Genomic DNA, 15,989 nt, shown 5'->3' with positions numbered 1-15,989 from the left:
TTTTGCTTGCTTGTTCAGTTTTCAAAGAGCAATAAATTCGTTTGCCGCCGAGAAGCGACTTTATTAATATACCACATTTAACAGTGTTATGTCAACAAATTTTTAATACTTTATTATCATCTGTTAAAAAGCGTAAATTGCAATATTAAATGCAACACTTAGTGAAACCGCATCCCATCCATTAAAAAGCGACAACGAATAATATAATATCATCATCCGCTATTATGGTCAACCCTTTTTTTACAAAAAAAATTAACCGCTAAACTTAGCGGCTCTCATAACGCTGTTTATAGGATCCAGGTTTGGATCGCAACTAAAGCGCACAGTCCAGGGATCCCCAACAATCCCGAAACAGACGAAGTAACCATATTAATCGGTACGTGGATTCCATATTTATTTCCGAAAGCATTTAGAAAAAATAAAAACAGCGCACCTATTAACACTTTAATGAAGATTTGGCCCACAAATCTTATCGGCCTGACCGGGGCGCCTATTAATAGTAACAGTAAAATGAGTCCGCCCAGTATTGAAATAACCATGACAGGTTCCACTCAGGTATCCCCTCTCTCTAATAACTTGTACTAAAATATATGTAACAAATTAATAAAAAGAACGGGGAAAAATGGTGATTATCTTCGTACAGTAATGCTTCTCGTTTTTGCTTCCTTGAATAAGAAGAAATATTTTGCCTCGGCAAGCTTCATCTGACAAATTACTTCATCGGATGGATCAAAACTTTTTTCGACTAATTTTTTTGATTACTCCAACTTACTTTTGCCTCATCGAGCTGATTTAAAAGCTTATCATTATATTCTCTCCGAAGCCATCCTTTACGCCGAAAAAACATTGTCAGGAAACCTCCACTTCATTTTCATCGTTAAACTTCTCTTCTTCCTTCGAGCGCTTTAGAAAGTGTTACTTCATCTGCATATTCAAGATCGCCACCAACAGGCAGGCCGTGGGCAATTCTCGTCACTTTTATTCCTGAAGGCTTTAACAGCCGTGAGATATACATGGCCGTCGCTTCTCCTTCAATATTTGGATTGGTTGCCAGAATTACTTCTTGAACGGTTTCATCTTGAAGCCTTTTCAGCAAATCAGGAATATTGATATCCTCAGGACCAATGCCGTCCATCGGCGAAATCGCGCCGTTCAGCACATGATATAAACCGTTAAATTCCTTCATTTTTTCCATTGCGATTACATCTTTAGGATCCTGGACAACACAAATGACAGTGCGGTCTCTGCGCTGATCTTCGCAAATATAGCACGGATCTTGGTCGGTTATATGCCCGCAGACAGAACAATATGTTAAGTTTCGTTTTGCATTAACGAGTGCTTTCGCGAAATCGAGCACAGTGTCTTCTTTCATACTTAGCACAAAAAAAGCCAGACGTGCGGCCGTTTTCGGGCCGATTCCTGGCAATTTCATAAAGCTGTCAATCAGCTTGGATATCGGTTCAGGATAATGCATTCTATTTTATTCCTCCTAGAACATTCCCGGAAGGTTCATCCCCTTCGTAAATTGGCCCATTGTATTGTTCGTCAGTTCGTCCGCCTTTTTCAATGCATCGTTTGTTGCTGCCAAAACTAAATCCTGCAGCATGTCGATATCGTCTGGATCAACGACTTCCGGCTTAATGTTTACTTCAACGATTTGTTTATGGCCAGTTACAATTACGGTAACCATCCCGCCGCCGGCTGTTCCTTCAATTTTCTTCTCGCCCAGTTCCTCCTGTGCTTCCTGCATCTTTTTTTGCATTTTCTGCATTTGCTTCATCATATTCTGCATATTTCCCATTCCACGCATGTCTTTGTCCCTCCACAATTTAGTCTTTTATTTCAATCAGATCCTCACCAAACAGTTTTTTAGCTTCGGCTATAAACGGATCTTCTTGCTTTTCCATTCCATTTTCCGATTCATTATGCTGGTGCCCACTTAAAAATTCTTCTCTTATTGTATGCCATTGTTCATCTGGAACTCCAACAACCTGCAATCTTTTGCCAGTGAACTTTTGCAACGCATCCCCAATGACATCAAGAAATCGTGTATTCTCCATTGCCATTTGGCAGTGAATTTCATATTTAAATTTAATCACAAAAGCTTCTGTGGAGGCAGCAACAGGCTCCGCTTCGTTTAAAAGAGCGGCCTGTGAGCGCATTTGATTCGTGACAAGTGCTTCAAGCATATCACCCCACCGGCTTTTGACAGCATTTAATTCGGTTTTTGTTGCATGTTTAAGAATTTCATTAATTTTCCCTACTGGGGCCTGAAACCCTTTTCGTGCAGTTCTTTGCGGTTTCTTTTGCGGAGAACCTTGCGCATCCTGGATTGGAGCAACCCCGCTCTGTTTCAGCATATTTAGTTCTTCCTCAAGCTGTTCTATCCGGTTCAGCAGCTGGCCGACATCTTGGCTCCCACTGACGGCTGGCGTTTGTTCTAGTTGACACAGCCTGACTATTGCCACTTCAAGGAAGATTCTTGGATGATTGGTCCAGCGCATTTCCTGTTGAGCTTTATTTAATGTGTCAATTAACTGGTAGATTTGCTCTGCCTTAATTTCCTTCTCAAGTTCTTGAAATTCTTCATCAAGCATGACCCGTTCAAACGATTCTTCAAGCGCAGGTGCTGCTTTGTAAAGAAGCATATCCCGGTAATAATGAATGAAATCTTCAATGAATTTGACAGGATCCTTTCCTTGAAAAAGCAATTCTTCCAAAGCGCTTAAACCACTTGCGACATCTTTCTCTTGAACCGCCTTCGCCAGCTTGTTCAAGAAACCTTGGGAAACGGATCCTGTCACTGCCAATGCATCTTCTAGCGTGACCTGCTCCTGGCTGAAAGAAATCGCCTGGTCAAGCAGGCTTAACGCATCCCGCATTCCACCCTCAGCAGCCCGGGCAATGACGTGAAGAGATTTATCTTCATATGCCACTCCTGTTTCATCGGCAATCAGCTTCATTCTGCCGACAATCGACTGGGCTGTAATCCGTTTGAAATCGAAGCGCTGGCATCTTGAGATTATCGTTAAAGGGATTTTATGCGGTTCTGTCGTTGCCAGAATAAAAATAACATGCTTTGGCGGCTCTTCCAGTGTTTTTAAAAGAGCATTAAAAGCGCCAATCGAGAGCATATGCACTTCATCGATAATATATACCTTATACTTGGCAACGTTCGGCGCATACTTGACTTTATCCCGGATATCGCGAATTTCTTCAACACCATTATTAGATGCAGCATCAATTTCAATAACATCCGGTATTGAACCGTCGGTAATTCCTTTACAGGCCACACATTCATTACATGGTTCCTTGACCGGCCCGTTTTCACAGTTCACTGCTTTTGCCAATATTTTTGCTGCACTTGTTTTTCCGGTGCCGCGTGGCCCTGAAAAAAGGTAAGCATGAGAAATTTTTTCATGAAGCAGGGCGTTTTGCAATGTCTTTGTCACATGTTCTTGTCCGACTACATCTATGAATGCCTGCGGACGCCAAACACGATATAACGCTTGATAGCTCATTGACACCGCCCTCCTTCCTATATGATCTTTCCTTATTATAACGTAAATATTTTCATTTTTACAAAACGAAAGTGGGAAAAAGAAACAAAAACCCACCCTGTATGCCAGGATGGGAATATCCGTATGTATAAACTGCCGCGCACCTTCCGTTGACTGACAACCATAAGCGTTACTTAAGCAGTTAGCTCAGCCCAGGCAACCCTGCGGCACATGGGAGCGTCCACTTAATGCTGCTTCCTTCCGGACCTGACATGGTTCATGGATTCCCATTGCGCAGGACCCGGGCGTCAACACCACTTACTTAAGGCAGACCCTACAGTACGCCAGCCTCAGGAAGGGATTCAGCCTCGCTAGAGCGGATTGCGAGTACAGGGCACCGCTACCTCCCCGCTTAGCACGGCAAAATTGATACCAATTATTAAGTTGCGCTTAATAAGGCGCATGTATAAGTATACTAACTTTTTAAGAAAAAAGCAATGGCTTATCCCCTGTCAATTCCTGTATCCCCAGCCAATTCTATTTCGTTTCTGTCCTGCTTCTCCTGTTTTTTTCTTACTCTAATATGTCGGAAAAAGCTTGATAACAAATCGGCACACTCCGCTTCAAGTACACCGGACACAACCTCGCTCTGGTGATTAAACCGGGAATCGTCCAAAAGGTTCATAAAGCTGCCGGCACAACCTCCTTTAGGATCCTTTGCACCATAGACAACCCTCTCGACTCTCGACAAAATGATCGCTCCTGAACACATTGCACAAGGTTCTAACGTTACATACAACGTCGCATTTTCAAGCCTCCATGTCCCCAGGTTTCGGCACGCCTGATCAATGGCGAGCAGCTCAGCATGGGCAACAGCGTTTTGTTTCGTTTCCCGCAAATTATGGGCCCGAGAAATAATCTTTCCATCGATAACAACAACTGCCCCAATCGGCACTTCAGCGATCGTCTCAGCCTTTACCGCTTCTTTAAGAGCCTCCCGCATAAAATACTCATCATTTTCCCTTATACTCACATCTATCATAATAATCCTTTCTTAACCAACAAGTTTAAGTTTTTGTAGTGACGGATATCCACCATGTTATAAAAAACTTTCAGCATACTCAAGCGATCTGAGAAGGAGAGATAACAATGAATGTACAAAATGATAAAAAAACCGCTTTATTGATCATAGATATGATAAACGACTTCCAGTTTGATTACGGTGAGACCCTCGCAAACAAAACTTTGTCTATTTTAAAACCAATCCTCAGTTTACGTGAAAAATTCCATCATGAGCAAATGCCCGTTATTTACATTAATGACCATTATGACCTTTGGCAAGCCGATATCTATAAAATTGCCGCTTATTGCAAAAATGAAACAAGCGCTCCAATCATTGAGAAAATGTTGCCTGGCGAAAACGATTATTTCTTGATAAAACCAAAACACTCAGCTTTTTATGGAACTGCTTTGAATACTCTTTTAAAAAAGTTGAAGGTAGACAAGCTCATAATCACTGGAATAGCCGGAAATATATGTGTTCTGTTCACTGCCAACGATGCTTATATGAGAGAATATGAGCTTGCGGTTCCAAACAACTGTCTTGTCTCTAATAGTGACCAAGAGAATGACTATGCCTTAATGATGATGAAAAACGTCTTGAAAGCTGATACGAATCCGATTCATTTATGAAATCAGTTCTTTTCTTCCTCCTCAGTCTCATATGATAGTTGTAGTGTTTTTTATCAGGGGGGGAAAATCATGCAAATCCATGTAGTCCAGCGAAATGACACATTATTTAGGATTGCCCGGACATATGGGATTACCGTTGATGAGATAGTTGAAGCAAACGAGATCCCAAATCCAAATAATTTGGTCGTCGGCCAAGCAATCGTCATTCCGATTGTTGGCAGATTTCATTGGGTGCAGCCTGGCGAAAGCCTATGGTCGATCGCAAGAAGGTATAATGTATCTGTGCAGGAGCTTGCAGCGGTTAACCGTATTTCTGTCGATCAACCTTTACCGGTTGGTTTTCGCCTCTACATTCCGCCGGCCCCAAGACGCAGAGCAGAATTTAATGCATATGTAGAGCCGCGCGGCACTACCGTTGCTCCGGCATTAGAAGAGAGCGCGCGGGAGGCTGCACCATACTTAACTTATTTAGCTCCGTTCAGCTTTCAGGCTCAGAGAGATGGTTCATTGCGGGAACCGCTTCTCAATAATTTCCCTGCGATTGCCGAAGCTAACAACAATGTCCTAATGATGGTCATTACAAATCAGGAAAATGATCAATTCAGTGCTGAGCTTGGGCGAATTTTATTGAATGACATGGCGATCCAGGAAAGATTTCTAAATAATATCGTAGCGGCTGCCAGAAGGCGTGGATTCAGAGATATTCATTTTGATTTCGAACATTTGCGGCCTGAAGATCGTGAAGCATATAATCAATTTTTGCGCCGGGCACGTGACCGTTTCAGACAGGAAGGCTGGTTGATTTCAACTGCATTAGCCCCAAAAACCAGGGAGGACCAGCCAGGTGAATGGTACGAAGCCCATGATTATGAGGCCCACGGTCAGATTGTCGACTTTGTTGTCATTATGACCTATGAATGGGGCTACAGCGGCGGACCGCCGATGGCTGTATCACCGATCGGTCCTGTCCGCGAAGTCCTCGAGTATGCGCTCACCGAGATGCCTGCTGCTAAGATCATGATGGGTCAGAACTTATATGGATACGATTGGACACTTCCATATAGGCCGGGAACGGTAGCAAGAGCTGTTAGTCCTCAGCAGGCGATCCAAATTGCAGCGCGATATCGAGTCGCCATTGAATATGATGTAACCGCACAAGCGCCATTTTTCAATTACACCGATGAGGAAGGCAGGCGCCACGTCGTCTGGTTTGAAGATGCGCGTTCGATTCAGGCCAAGTTCAATTTAGTTAAGGAACTTAACATAAGAGGGGTGAGCTATTGGAAGCTCGGACTCGCTTTCCCGCAAAATTGGTTGTTAATCACAGAAAACTTCGAGGTCGTGAAACGCCCCTTATAGCTCGTGCCCGGCTGCTGCCGGGCTTTTTGTTTTACACCTGAAAATTCCATATCCCCTAAACTCGGCTAGTGTGATAAAATATTCTCTGTGTCATTTCGAGACACTAATGATGAATAAAAAAAAATTACAAGGGAAAGTAACTTTAAGGAGGACAAACAGTGGGGGAGACGCCTTTTATTACTGTGGAAGGGCCAATTGGCGTAGGGAAAACTTCCCTGGCAAAAGCAATTTCTGATCATTTTCAGTTTGCGTTATTAAAAGAAATTGTTGATGAAAATCCATTTCTCGGGAAATTTTATGAAAATATCGAAGAGTGGAGTTTCCAGACCGAAATGTTTTTTCTCTGTAACCGCTATAAGCAACTTAGTGATATTAAAAATTATTACTTAAGCGTCAACAAGCCGGTCGTCGCCGATTATCATATTTTTAAAAACCTCATTTTTGCACAGCGGACGCTGAGCACGCAAGAATACGAAAAATATCTGAAGATTTATCATTTGTTAACAGAAGATATGCCGAGACCAAACGTTATCATTTATCTTCATGCCAGCCTCGATACATTATTAACAAGAATAAAGCTTCGCGGACGGGAAATTGAAAAAAATATTAGCCCGCTGTACTTAGAGCAATTATCGATTGATTACGAACATGCTATTAATAGCTTTGAACAAGAGCATCCGAATATTCCCATTCTTCGCTTTAATGGTGATCAGCTCGATTTTGTAAACAATCAAGACGACTTGTCTTATATCATAAATACCCTTTCGAAATATGTAACAAAAGGAGCATGCAACCATGGATCTTCGCACGAAGTATGAGATTCCCGGGAATGCGGTAATTACGATAGCAGGAACGGTCGGCGTCGGCAAATCGACGATGACCAATACACTTGCCAAGGCACTCGGGTTTCGCACCTCTTTAGAAAAAGTAGACACAAACCCTTATTTAGATAAATTTTACGCAGATTTTGAAAGATGGAGCTTCCATCTACAAATTTATTTCTTAGCGGAACGCTTTAAAGAACAAAAACGGATTTTTGAGTATGGCGGCGGTTTTGTTCAAGACCGTTCCATTTATGAAGACACTGGTATCTTTGCAAAGATGCATTATGAAAAGGGCACGATGTCAGACGTTGACTATCAAACGTATACAAGCTTATTTGAAGCGATGGTAATGACTCCATACTTTCCCCATCCCGACTTATTAATCTATCTGGAAGGCTCCATCGATGACGTGGTCTCACGCATCAGAGAACGGGGACGCCCGATGGAACAGCAAACGCCGATTGATTACTGGCTGGAAATGCACGAGCGCTATGAAAACTGGATTAATACATTTAATGGCTGTCCGGTTCTCCGCTTAAATATCAATGATTACGATATTATCGATAATGACTCGTCTATCGAACCGATCATTGAACGGATTGCTTATTTTATCCGAAAATCACAACTGTTGAAAAAGTAATCGCCGCATTCCCGGCGATTTTTTTTTACAAAAAAAGTCCGTTGCAAGTAGTAGCAACGGACTTTATCAATCTTGAATTTATGCGTTATGATATGACATTTTCAAATAATGGAGGAGGAAGAGGGATTCGAACCCCCGCGCGGTTTGACCCGCCTGTCGGTTTTCAAGACCGATCCCTTCAGCCAGACTTGGGTATTCCTCCGTATCGACAAATAATAATTTATCACACTCTTAACTCTTTGTCAATGCCATTTTAAAACTTTTTTTGGGCGGGTTGCCCCGCCCGTTAAGGTTTATTTTTCAGGAGTAATGGTGTCGCGGTTACGCATATATGGCCGCAGTACTGTTGGAATGACAACACTTCCATCCGCTTGCTGATAGTTTTCTAAAATCGCTGCAACCGTGCGGCCGATCGCAAGCCCTGAGCCGTTCAAAGTATGGACATGTTCCGGTTTTCCCTTTGGATCACGGCGGAATCGGATATTGGCACGGCGGGCCTGGAATGCTTCAAAATTACTACAAGAAGAAATCTCCCGATACGTCCCGTAGCTTGGGATCCAAACCTCAATATCATATTTTTTCGCGGCAGTAAAGCCGAGATCCCCTGTGCACATGCTCATGACGCGGTAAGGCAACTCTAGAAGCTGAAGCACCTTTTCTGCATGGCCGGTCAATTTCTCCAGTTCATCATAAGAATCCTCTGGCTTCACAAACTTTACAAGCTCGACTTTATTAAATTGATGCTGGCGGATTAATCCTCTTGTATCTCGTCCCGCAGAACCTGCTTCAGAACGGAAACAAGCACTGAACGCCGCGTAATTAATCGGCAGCTCGTCACCGCTTATGATTTCATCCCGGTAATAATTCGTGACAGGCACCTCAGCAGTTGGAATTAGAAAGTAATCTTCATTTTCAATCAAGAAAGCATCCTCTTCGAACTTCGGAAGCTGTCCGGTTCCTATCATGCTTGCCCGGTTGACTAGATAAGGAGGCAATATTTCTTGATAGCCATGATCTTCGGTGTGAAGATCAAGCATAAAGTTATATAAGGCACGCTCTAAGCGGGCCCCCAGCCCCTTATAAAATACAAACCGGCTCCCGGTAACTTTTCCAGCTCTTTCAAAGTCCAGAATGCCGAGGTGGTCAGCAACTTCCCAATGCGGCTTGGCTTCAAAATCGAAATCGCGGACTGTTCCCCATTTGCGGTCTTCTACATTATCATCTTCTGTTTCTCCGATTGGCACACTTTCATGAGGAATATTCGGAATGCTTAACAACAAAGTTTCCAATGTTTCCTCAACTTCGCGAAGCTGTTCATCCAGAACCTTAATTTTATCGCCTACTTCTTTCATTTCAGCAATCAGCTGATCTGCGTCCTGTTTTTCCCGTTTTAATACAGCTACCTGCTGGGATACTTCATTGCGCCTGCTTTTTAATTGTTCGCTGTCGACAATTAATTCCCTGCGCCTTTGGTCCAATTCTTCAAATTTTCCAAAATCTGTTAAATCCTCACCTCTGTGCTGAAGCAGCCGTTTTGCTTCAGCAAAATTTGCTCTTAAGTACTTGATATCTAGCATTCGTAACTCCTCCTTCAAATTAACTAATAAAAGAATATATAGTTTTTTACCAAAATAAAAAGCTCCCATCCCTAAAAAGGGACGAGAGCTACCCGCGTTGCCACCCTAGTTGAAAGCAAAAAATTGCTCTCCACTCAAATTGATAACGGTTTTAACCGAAAGTACTTACTATTCCACAAAGAAGTTCCGTACTTTACTCAAGGATGGATTCACAAACATCATCCACCGGTTCGCACCAACCACCGGCTCTCTTAAGAATGAACGATTGTTACTATTTCCTCTCTTTGATTTGACGACTGTTAGAATTTAGATAATTCATAATGTACTACAATTATCAGCAGGTTGCAACTAATTTATACAAATTGCTTTTCTTTTGCTTCTTTTACCATCTTAATAAAATATTCAGTTAAACGGTGATCATCGGTCAATTCAGGATGAAACGAGCATCCCAAAAATTGGCCCTCTCTGGCCGCAACAATCCGACCATTATGCTTGGCGAGAACCTCAACATTTTCACCCGCTTCGACGATGTGCGGCGCCCGAATAAATACAGCTGGAAAATCGGCTGCTGCCCCGGCAATCTCAAGATCAGCCTCAAAGCTTTCACGCTGCCGGCCAAAGGAATTCCGTTCGACTGTTATATCCATGACCCCAATGTGGGGCTTCTCATAACCGACAATTTGTTTTGCGAGCAGGATTAATCCTGCACAGGTTCCGAACATCGGCTTTCCCTGATCAGCAAATTGTTTCAGTACGTCCATGAAATCATATTTATCGATTAAGCGGCGCATTGTTGTGCTTTCACCGCCGGGTATAATCAGGCCGTCAATCTCGGCAAGCTGTTCTTTTCGCTTGATAACGATTGCTTCTGCCCCTGCTTGCTCAATAGAGTGGACATGCTCGCGAACAGCCCCCTGTAAACCTAATACTCCGATTTTCACCATTGTTTAATCTCCTTCTTACCAGCCACGGTCCTGCATGCGTGCTTCTGGAGCCAATGAAGAAATTTCAATGCCTTTCATCGCAATTCCAAGATTTTTTGAAATTTCAGCGATTAACGCATAGTCCTGGTAATGAGTTGTTGCTTCCACTATCGCTCTTGCAAATTTAGCTGGATTGTCAGATTTAAATATTCCTGACCCAACGAATACTCCATCTGCTCCTAGCTGCATCATCAAAGCAGCATCTGCCGGAGTTGCAACTCCACCCGCTGCAAAGTTTACAACTGGTAATTTTCCAAGCTTCTTAATTTCAAGTAAAAGCTCGTATGGAGCACCAAGAAGCTTTGCTTCCGTCATAAGTTCGTCCTCATTCATGCCGACAACTTTGCGGACCTGGGCATTAACCTTTCTCATATGGCGTACAGCTTCCACAATATTCCCTGTACCTGGCTCGCCTTTTGTCCGAAGCATCGATGCACCTTCACCGATTCTGCGGGCAGCTTCGCCAAGATCACGGCATCCGCAAACAAACGGGACCGTATAATCTCTTTTATTCAAATGATATTCTTCGTCTGCAGGGGTTAAGACTTCACTTTCATCGATATAATCGACACCCATCGCTTCTAAAACACGAGCTTCAACAATGTGTCCTATGCGGGCTTTCGCCATAACCGGTATCGTGACAGCAGTCATTACATCTTCAACAATCCGGGGATCTGCCATTCTCGCTACACCGCCGGCTGCACGAATATCGGATGGGACGCGCTCTAGCGCCATAACGGCTACTGCCCCTGCTTCCTCTGCAATCTTAGCTTGTTCAGCATTGACAACGTCCATAATGACGCCGCCTTTTTGCATTTCAGCCATCCCTCGTTTTACTCTATCTGTACCTGTCTTCATTTATACGTCCCCCTTTGTTTATACCATCTGCGTAAGATGGGCTTTTTATTATGTTAAACCCGTAAAGGAAAATTTAACTAATTCAATCGGAATTATTCTGTTTTCCCTAATGAAAAATAAACAACAAAAAGGGTCTCCTGTCAAGAGACAAAGAGACCCTGCGGGTTAAAACCAGCCTTTAACCGATGAAGAGACACTGCCCCAAAGATCCCCAAAAAATCCGCCAATTCCTCGCATAGATAAAGCAAACCAGTTTGCTTTTTCAACATTTTCTGCCGCGACAACATCGACCTGGACTTTCTTGGCGCCTTCCTCAGTCAGAAAGCCCATACCATCATCCGTTTTAGATTCAATGGTTAAATAGCCAACTTTGTCGCCTTTTTTAACTGGAGCCGTCAGCTCTCCATCTTTATTTAACTTGTCTTTATCCAATACTAAAACCGGAGTATAGTTTTCTTTTTCTCCATTTTTTATGACCATTTCAATCGGTTTATCAGAATGGATCTTCACCTTATCTTCCTTACCTTTTACGACTGGAAGGGATTTAGTATCTTTTACTTGGTAATTTCCCTTTACAAGTTCTTCTTTTGTGAAGTTGTTGAAGCCATAATCAAGCACCTTTCTTGATTCGGAAAAGCGCTCGTCCATAGAGCTGGTTTTCATTACTACTGAAATGAATCTTTGGCCATTCTTTTCAGCCGTAGCAGTGAAACAATAACCGGCAAAATCCGTGGACCCGGTTTTTAACCCATCAAGACCTGGATATTCATAAATTAGTCCCGGGACCATGAAGTTGAAGTTTTTATATTTTCTGCCATCGCGAAACTCTAATTCAGCTTTGCTTGCTGTTTCCAGCACTTCTGGATAATCGTTGATTAAACGGAAGGCAAGAGTGGCTGTCGATCTTGCTGACATTACGTTTTCTTCATCCGGATTTCCGGCAGGATGATTGCCAAGAAGGCTTGAGTTGTTAAGCCCTGAAGAATTGACAAATTTATAATCTTTAAGCCCCAATTCGGCAGCTTTTTTATTCATCAAAGTAACAAAATTCTGTTCTGTTCCGGAAATCACTTCTGCCAATGCAACTGTAGCCGCATTTCCTGAGTGGATTGCCATTGCTTGATATAATTCTTTAACCGTATATTCTTCACCCTGCGTCAGTCCAACATTTGATAGATCAGGTGCCGCAGATAATTTATGAACGTATTCGTTGATTTTGACTTTTTGATCCCAGCTGATTTTCTTATCGTTAATTGCCTCAAGAACAATGTATTCTGTCATCATTTTCGCCATTGATGCAACACCAAGAACTGCATCTGCATTTTTTTCATAGACAATTTTTCCTGTCTTTGCATCTAATAAAATTGCTGCTTCAGCATTTAATCCAAGTGCATCAGTGTTCGCCTCTGCTTTACCAGGCATTCCCCCGAAAACGGCAGCAAAACATAAAAAAAGAATTGCTAAAAGCATAGATAGATTTTTAACACGGTTCAAAACGAATTCCCTCCAACGTTCATTTTCATCAACTATTTATATAATATGTAAGAGTGACAGACTCCTATTTTTTACACCTGTTTAGTTTATCATAAAAAAAATGAAAAAAATAGACAGAGAATGGTCACTCTGCCTACAGTAAATTAAGGAAAAAAAGTATGCTTTATGGGAGTTTCCCCTCAGGATATTGAATAGTTTGGAGCTTCCTTCGTTATTTGAATATCATGGGGATGGCTCTCCCTCAAGCCCGCACCTGTCATCCTGATGAATTGGGCATTTTCTCTTAGCTCTCTTAAATCCTTACTACCGCAATAACCCATCCCTGAGCGCAAGCCGCCGACTAGTTGATAGATTGTATCTGCGATTGGTCCCTTATAAGGAAGCCGGCCTTCAATTCCTTCTGGTACAAACTTCTTGTTGTCTTCCTGAAAATAACGATCTTTAGAGCCTTTTTCCATGGCCGCAACAGAGCCCATACCCCGATAAACCTTAAAGCGACGCCCTTGGTAAATTTCAGTTTCTCCAGGGCTCTCGGACACACCCGCCAGCATACTTCCAAGCATAACAGCATGTCCTCCGGCAGCCAACGCTTTAACAATATCGCCCGAATATTTGATTCCACCATCCGCAATAATCGCTTTTCCGTGTTTTCTTGCTTCTGTAGCACAATCATATACTGCGGTAATCTGTGGAACACCTACACCGGCAACAACACGGGTCGTACAGATTGAACCCGGTCCGATCCCTACCTTTACTACATCTGCCCCAGCTTCAAATAATTCTTTTGTGGCTTCTGCAGTTGCAACATTTCCGGCAATAATCGAAAGCTCTGGAAAAGCTGCGCGTATTTCTTTAACCGTTTCAATAACGCCGCGCGAATGACCGTGTGCTGTATCGACAACAATGATATCAACGCCTGCTTTTACTAACATTTGTACCCGTTTCATCGTGTCTGTTGTTACCCCGACTGCAGCACCGGCTAAAAGGCGGCCTTGTGCATCCTTCGCAGAGTTCGGGAATTCAATCACTTTTTCAATGTCCTTTATCGTTATAAGCCCTTTTAAAACACCTGTTTGATCGACTAATGGAAGCTTTTCGATTTTATATTTTTGCAAAATTTTCTCTGCTTCATCCAAAGTAGTACCAACCGCAGCAGTAACAAGCTTTTCTTTTGTCATAACATCTGAGATTTTAATGGAGTAATCCTGGATGAACCGCATATCCCGGTTGGTAATAATCCCGACCAATTTCTGTTCTTTTTCGTTGTTTACAATCGGAACCCCGGAAATTCGGTATTTGCCCATCAAATGTTCGGCATCGAATACTTGATGTTCGGGAGTTAGGAAAAATGGATCAGTAATAACACCGCTCTCTGAGCGTTTTACCTTTTCGACCTGTTCAGCTTGCTGCTCAATGGACATGTTCTTGTGGATAATTCCAAGCCCTCCCTGGCGCGCCATCGCGATCGCCAATTCAGCCTCAGTCACTGTATCCATTCCTGCACTTATAATCGGAATGTTCAGCTTTACCTTATCTGTTAATTCTAGCTGAAGGTTTACATCACGTGGAAGTACTTCAGATTTTGCCGGAACTAATAAAACATCATCAAATGTTAATCCTTCTTTAGCAAACTTATTTTCCCACATCGTTTTAAACCCCCTGGATATAAAAATATTATTTGTAGGGTATCAATTGGACAAAATACTGTCAAGGAAGGTACGATATGTTCGATTTTTCAAAAAACTCGGAGGGCTATCCTGTGAATGATATCACTTATCACGGATGGAGCAGTTTTACCCGCTTTTTCTCTGCTTCTTCTACGCAAAATTATCTTAAACACAAATATGAGAGGATAGCGCTCGATCACGCTGATCAAAAAAGTTATGAAAATTGTTACCCATTTTTATATTACCTTGAGCATGGACAAATATATTATCAGCAGGCAGAAAAAGCCCCCTTGCTGATTCGGCCGATATTGCTTTTTTACGGACTTATCCATTTAATTAAAGCCTGTATCTTAACAATTGATCCGAACTACCCTGAAACAACATCCGTTCTCGCTCATGGAGTATCAGCGCGAAAAAGAAAGAAACAGAACTATCATTTTTTTGACGATGAAGTTAAATTTCAAAAAAGCGGTCTCTTTTCCTTCATGTCGGAAAAAATGTTTCACATGAAACAAACAGAAGGTGAAAAAGCCAGCATGGGAGATTTATTAAATAATATTCCCGAATTAGAGGAGCTTTTTCTCGCAATTGATGGTAAACCAGCATTCATGGAAATTAAAAAAGAGCAACAAAGCTTTTTTTTTCCAAAAAAAATTCTTGATCATTTTCATATGACAGAAAGCCGATTTATCCAATATTATCAATCAAAGTCTGCCATTCCTATAACCGCTGGAAACTGTTCTGAGCATGCCATCGAGTTGATCTTCTCTGATCATGATCGGGAACCATCTCCGCTCAAGTTTCATTATGAAAAAGGGGCACTTTTTCTTCCTTTGAGCAAAAGTGCGGTTTGTTATTTCCCCGAGCTTCTGATTCACTACTTGCTCCTTTATAATTTAAGCATGATTGCAAGATATGAGACTGAATGGTGGAGTGAACTCATAAAAATGATGCCAAATAAGGATTTTCCGTTCATTCATTCCTTTTTAAATATCACAATGAAAAAGTCCCCTTTTCTAGCGCACCGGTTTTTAGTTAACAACCATTTGCGTCCTGTTGAAAAGCGTCAATTTTGAAATAAAGGAACCCAGTAATTGTGTTAGTGTGCAGTTGCTCTATTTCGGCTGCAGCGCGATAACGAGCTTTTAAATGAAAACATCTTGCTGATTAAGTTGTTTTTTTGAAGGGATGGTTTATGGAGACGGAAAAATCACGAATTTTATTAAAAATATCGCGGAAATTCTGTTGATTTGCGCGAAGACGGTGTGGCGGATGTTTTTTCTCCGTGTCTAACGAACAAAAAAAGAACAACCATCATCGGCTGTTCTTTTGTATGCGCTTGGCGGCGTCCTACTCTCACAGGGGGAAACCCCCAACTACCATCGGCGCTGAGAA

15 protein-coding genes, 1 tRNA gene, 1 other RNA gene, 1 pseudogene and 1 other annotated feature are annotated in these 15,989 nt (G+C 42.2%); of the genes and pseudogenes, 5 read left to right on the top strand and 13 right to left on the bottom strand.

The annotated features are described in order from the left end of the window. Positions 1-287 precede the first annotated feature (287 nt). The 7 genes and pseudogenes from CVD23_RS17465 to tadA form a co-directional block, all read right to left on the bottom strand. On the bottom strand, positions 288-551 hold the full coding sequence (locus CVD23_RS17465) for a pro-sigmaK processing inhibitor BofA family protein (protein ID WP_101578970.1): 264 nt from the start codon (positions 549-551) through the stop codon (positions 288-290). Between the two features lie 78 nt (positions 552-629). Continuing rightward, a pseudogene (locus CVD23_RS17460) lies at positions 630-847 on the bottom strand (YaaL family protein). 30 nt (positions 848-877) lie between these two features. After that, complete coding sequence (gene recR, locus CVD23_RS17455) at positions 878-1,474, bottom strand: recombination mediator RecR (RefSeq protein ID WP_101578972.1); 597 nt, start codon at positions 1,472-1,474, stop codon at positions 878-880. Between the two features lie 15 nt (positions 1,475-1,489). Beyond that, a complete protein-coding gene (locus CVD23_RS17450; protein WP_101578973.1) occupies positions 1,490-1,810 on the bottom strand; it encodes a YbaB/EbfC family nucleoid-associated protein in 321 nt (106 codons plus the stop codon). A 19-nt stretch (positions 1,811-1,829) separates the two neighbouring features. Beyond that, positions 1,830-3,521 carry a DNA polymerase III subunit gamma/tau gene (gene dnaX / locus CVD23_RS17445; RefSeq protein WP_101578974.1) on the bottom strand — a complete coding sequence of 564 codons (1,692 nt, stop codon included), beginning with the start codon at positions 3,519-3,521 and terminating at the stop codon, positions 1,830-1,832. A 135-nt stretch (positions 3,522-3,656) separates the two neighbouring features. Continuing rightward, an RNA gene (gene ffs / locus CVD23_RS17440) (signal recognition particle sRNA large type) lies at positions 3,657-3,921 on the bottom strand. Between the two features lie 81 nt (positions 3,922-4,002). Further along, entirely contained in the window at positions 4,003-4,542 is a 540-nt protein-coding gene (gene tadA, locus CVD23_RS17435; protein WP_101578975.1) for a tRNA adenosine(34) deaminase TadA, read from the bottom strand. A 107-nt stretch (positions 4,543-4,649) separates the two neighbouring features. Between tadA and CVD23_RS17430 the strand changes: the two genes are divergently transcribed. The 4 genes from CVD23_RS17430 (at position 4,650) to CVD23_RS17415 (ending at position 8,015) form a co-directional block, all read left to right on the top strand. Further along, positions 4,650-5,192, top strand: a complete 543-nt coding sequence (locus CVD23_RS17430; protein WP_101578976.1) for an isochorismatase family cysteine hydrolase — start codon at positions 4,650-4,652, stop codon at positions 5,190-5,192. A gap of 69 nt (positions 5,193-5,261) precedes the next feature. Beyond that, positions 5,262-6,551: a glycoside hydrolase family 18 protein gene (locus CVD23_RS17425; protein WP_101666702.1), complete on the top strand. Its 1,290-nt coding sequence runs from the start codon at positions 5,262-5,264 to the stop codon at positions 6,549-6,551. Between the two features lie 158 nt (positions 6,552-6,709). Beyond that, the gene (locus CVD23_RS17420) at positions 6,710-7,369 is read left to right on the top strand and encodes a deoxynucleoside kinase (protein WP_101578978.1); all 660 of its coding nucleotides are present in this window, start codon (positions 6,710-6,712) and stop codon (positions 7,367-7,369) included. Continuing rightward, positions 7,347-8,015 carry a deoxynucleoside kinase gene (locus CVD23_RS17415; RefSeq protein ID WP_101666701.1) on the top strand — a complete coding sequence of 223 codons (669 nt, stop codon included), beginning with the start codon at positions 7,347-7,349 and terminating at the stop codon, positions 8,013-8,015. The genes CVD23_RS17420 and CVD23_RS17415 overlap by 23 nt, the downstream gene beginning before the upstream one ends. 109 nt (positions 8,016-8,124) lie before the next feature. Here the strand turns inward: CVD23_RS17415 and CVD23_RS17410 are convergent. The 6 genes from CVD23_RS17410 to guaB all read right to left on the bottom strand — a co-directional run bounded on the left by CVD23_RS17410 (position 8,125) and on the right by guaB (position 14,573). Then, positions 8,125-8,217 (bottom strand) — tRNA-Ser (locus tag CVD23_RS17410). Positions 8,218-8,308: 91 nt separating this feature from the next. Further along, positions 8,309-9,592: a serine--tRNA ligase gene (serS, locus tag CVD23_RS17405; RefSeq protein ID WP_101666700.1), complete on the bottom strand. Its 1,284-nt coding sequence runs from the start codon at positions 9,590-9,592 to the stop codon at positions 8,309-8,311. A 74-nt stretch (positions 9,593-9,666) separates the two neighbouring features. Continuing rightward, positions 9,667-9,886: a binding site (T-box leader), on the bottom strand. Between the two features lie 59 nt (positions 9,887-9,945). After that, entirely contained in the window at positions 9,946-10,536 is a 591-nt protein-coding gene (pdxT, locus tag CVD23_RS17400) for a pyridoxal 5'-phosphate synthase glutaminase subunit PdxT (RefSeq protein WP_101578981.1), read from the bottom strand. Positions 10,537-10,551: 15 nt separating this feature from the next. Then, positions 10,552-11,433: a pyridoxal 5'-phosphate synthase lyase subunit PdxS gene (gene pdxS, locus CVD23_RS17395; protein ID WP_101666699.1), complete on the bottom strand. Its 882-nt coding sequence runs from the start codon at positions 11,431-11,433 to the stop codon at positions 10,552-10,554. Between the two features lie 165 nt (positions 11,434-11,598). After that, positions 11,599-12,903 carry a D-alanyl-D-alanine carboxypeptidase family protein gene (locus tag CVD23_RS17390; protein WP_101666703.1) on the bottom strand — a complete coding sequence of 435 codons (1,305 nt, stop codon included), beginning with the start codon at positions 12,901-12,903 and terminating at the stop codon, positions 11,599-11,601. A gap of 203 nt (positions 12,904-13,106) precedes the next feature. Continuing rightward, positions 13,107-14,573: an IMP dehydrogenase gene (guaB, locus tag CVD23_RS17385; RefSeq protein WP_101578983.1), complete on the bottom strand. Its 1,467-nt coding sequence runs from the start codon at positions 14,571-14,573 to the stop codon at positions 13,107-13,109. A 113-nt stretch (positions 14,574-14,686) separates the two neighbouring features. Between guaB and CVD23_RS17380 the strand changes: the two genes are divergently transcribed. After that, entirely contained in the window at positions 14,687-15,670 is a 984-nt protein-coding gene (locus CVD23_RS17380; protein ID WP_245917533.1) for a YaaC family protein, read from the top strand. Positions 15,671-15,989 lie beyond the last annotated feature (319 nt).

Origin of the sequence: Bacillus sp. V33-4, assembly GCF_002860225.1 — a bacterium.
Lineage (GTDB): Bacteria > Bacillota > Bacilli > Bacillales > Cytobacillaceae > Bacillus_BJ > Bacillus_BJ canaveralius.
This window is presented reverse-complemented; position numbering and strand designations above follow the sequence as displayed.

Excerpts from the sequence above, each read along its gene's own strand:
- dnaX (WP_101578974.1), bottom strand. The coding sequence starts at position 3,521 with ATGAGCTATCAAGCGTTATATCGTGTTTGGCGTCCGCAGGCATTCATA.
- tadA (WP_101578975.1), bottom strand. The coding sequence starts at position 4,542 with ATGATAGATGTGAGTATAAGGGAAAATGATGAGTATTTTATGCGGGAG.
- guaB (WP_101578983.1), bottom strand. The coding sequence starts at position 14,573 with ATGTGGGAAAATAAGTTTGCTAAAGAAGGATTAACATTTGATGATGTT.
- recR (WP_101578972.1), bottom strand. The coding sequence starts at position 1,474 with ATGCATTATCCTGAACCGATATCCAAGCTGATTGACAGCTTTATGAAA.
- serS (WP_101666700.1), bottom strand. The coding sequence starts at position 9,592 with ATGCTAGATATCAAGTACTTAAGAGCAAATTTTGCTGAAGCAAAACGG.
- CVD23_RS17415 (WP_101666701.1), top strand. The coding sequence starts at position 7,347 with ATGGATCTTCGCACGAAGTATGAGATTCCCGGGAATGCGGTAATTACG.
- CVD23_RS17450 (WP_101578973.1), bottom strand. The coding sequence starts at position 1,810 with ATGCGTGGAATGGGAAATATGCAGAATATGATGAAGCAAATGCAGAAA.
- pdxS (WP_101666699.1), bottom strand. The coding sequence starts at position 11,433 with ATGAAGACAGGTACAGATAGAGTAAAACGAGGGATGGCTGAAATGCAA.
- pdxT (WP_101578981.1), bottom strand. The coding sequence starts at position 10,536 with ATGGTGAAAATCGGAGTATTAGGTTTACAGGGGGCTGTTCGCGAGCAT.
- CVD23_RS17390 (WP_101666703.1), bottom strand. The coding sequence starts at position 12,903 with ATGCTTTTAGCAATTCTTTTTTTATGTTTTGCTGCCGTTTTCGGGGGA.
- CVD23_RS17425 (WP_101666702.1), top strand. The coding sequence starts at position 5,262 with ATGCAAATCCATGTAGTCCAGCGAAATGACACATTATTTAGGATTGCC.
- CVD23_RS17430 (WP_101578976.1), top strand. The coding sequence starts at position 4,650 with ATGAATGTACAAAATGATAAAAAAACCGCTTTATTGATCATAGATATG.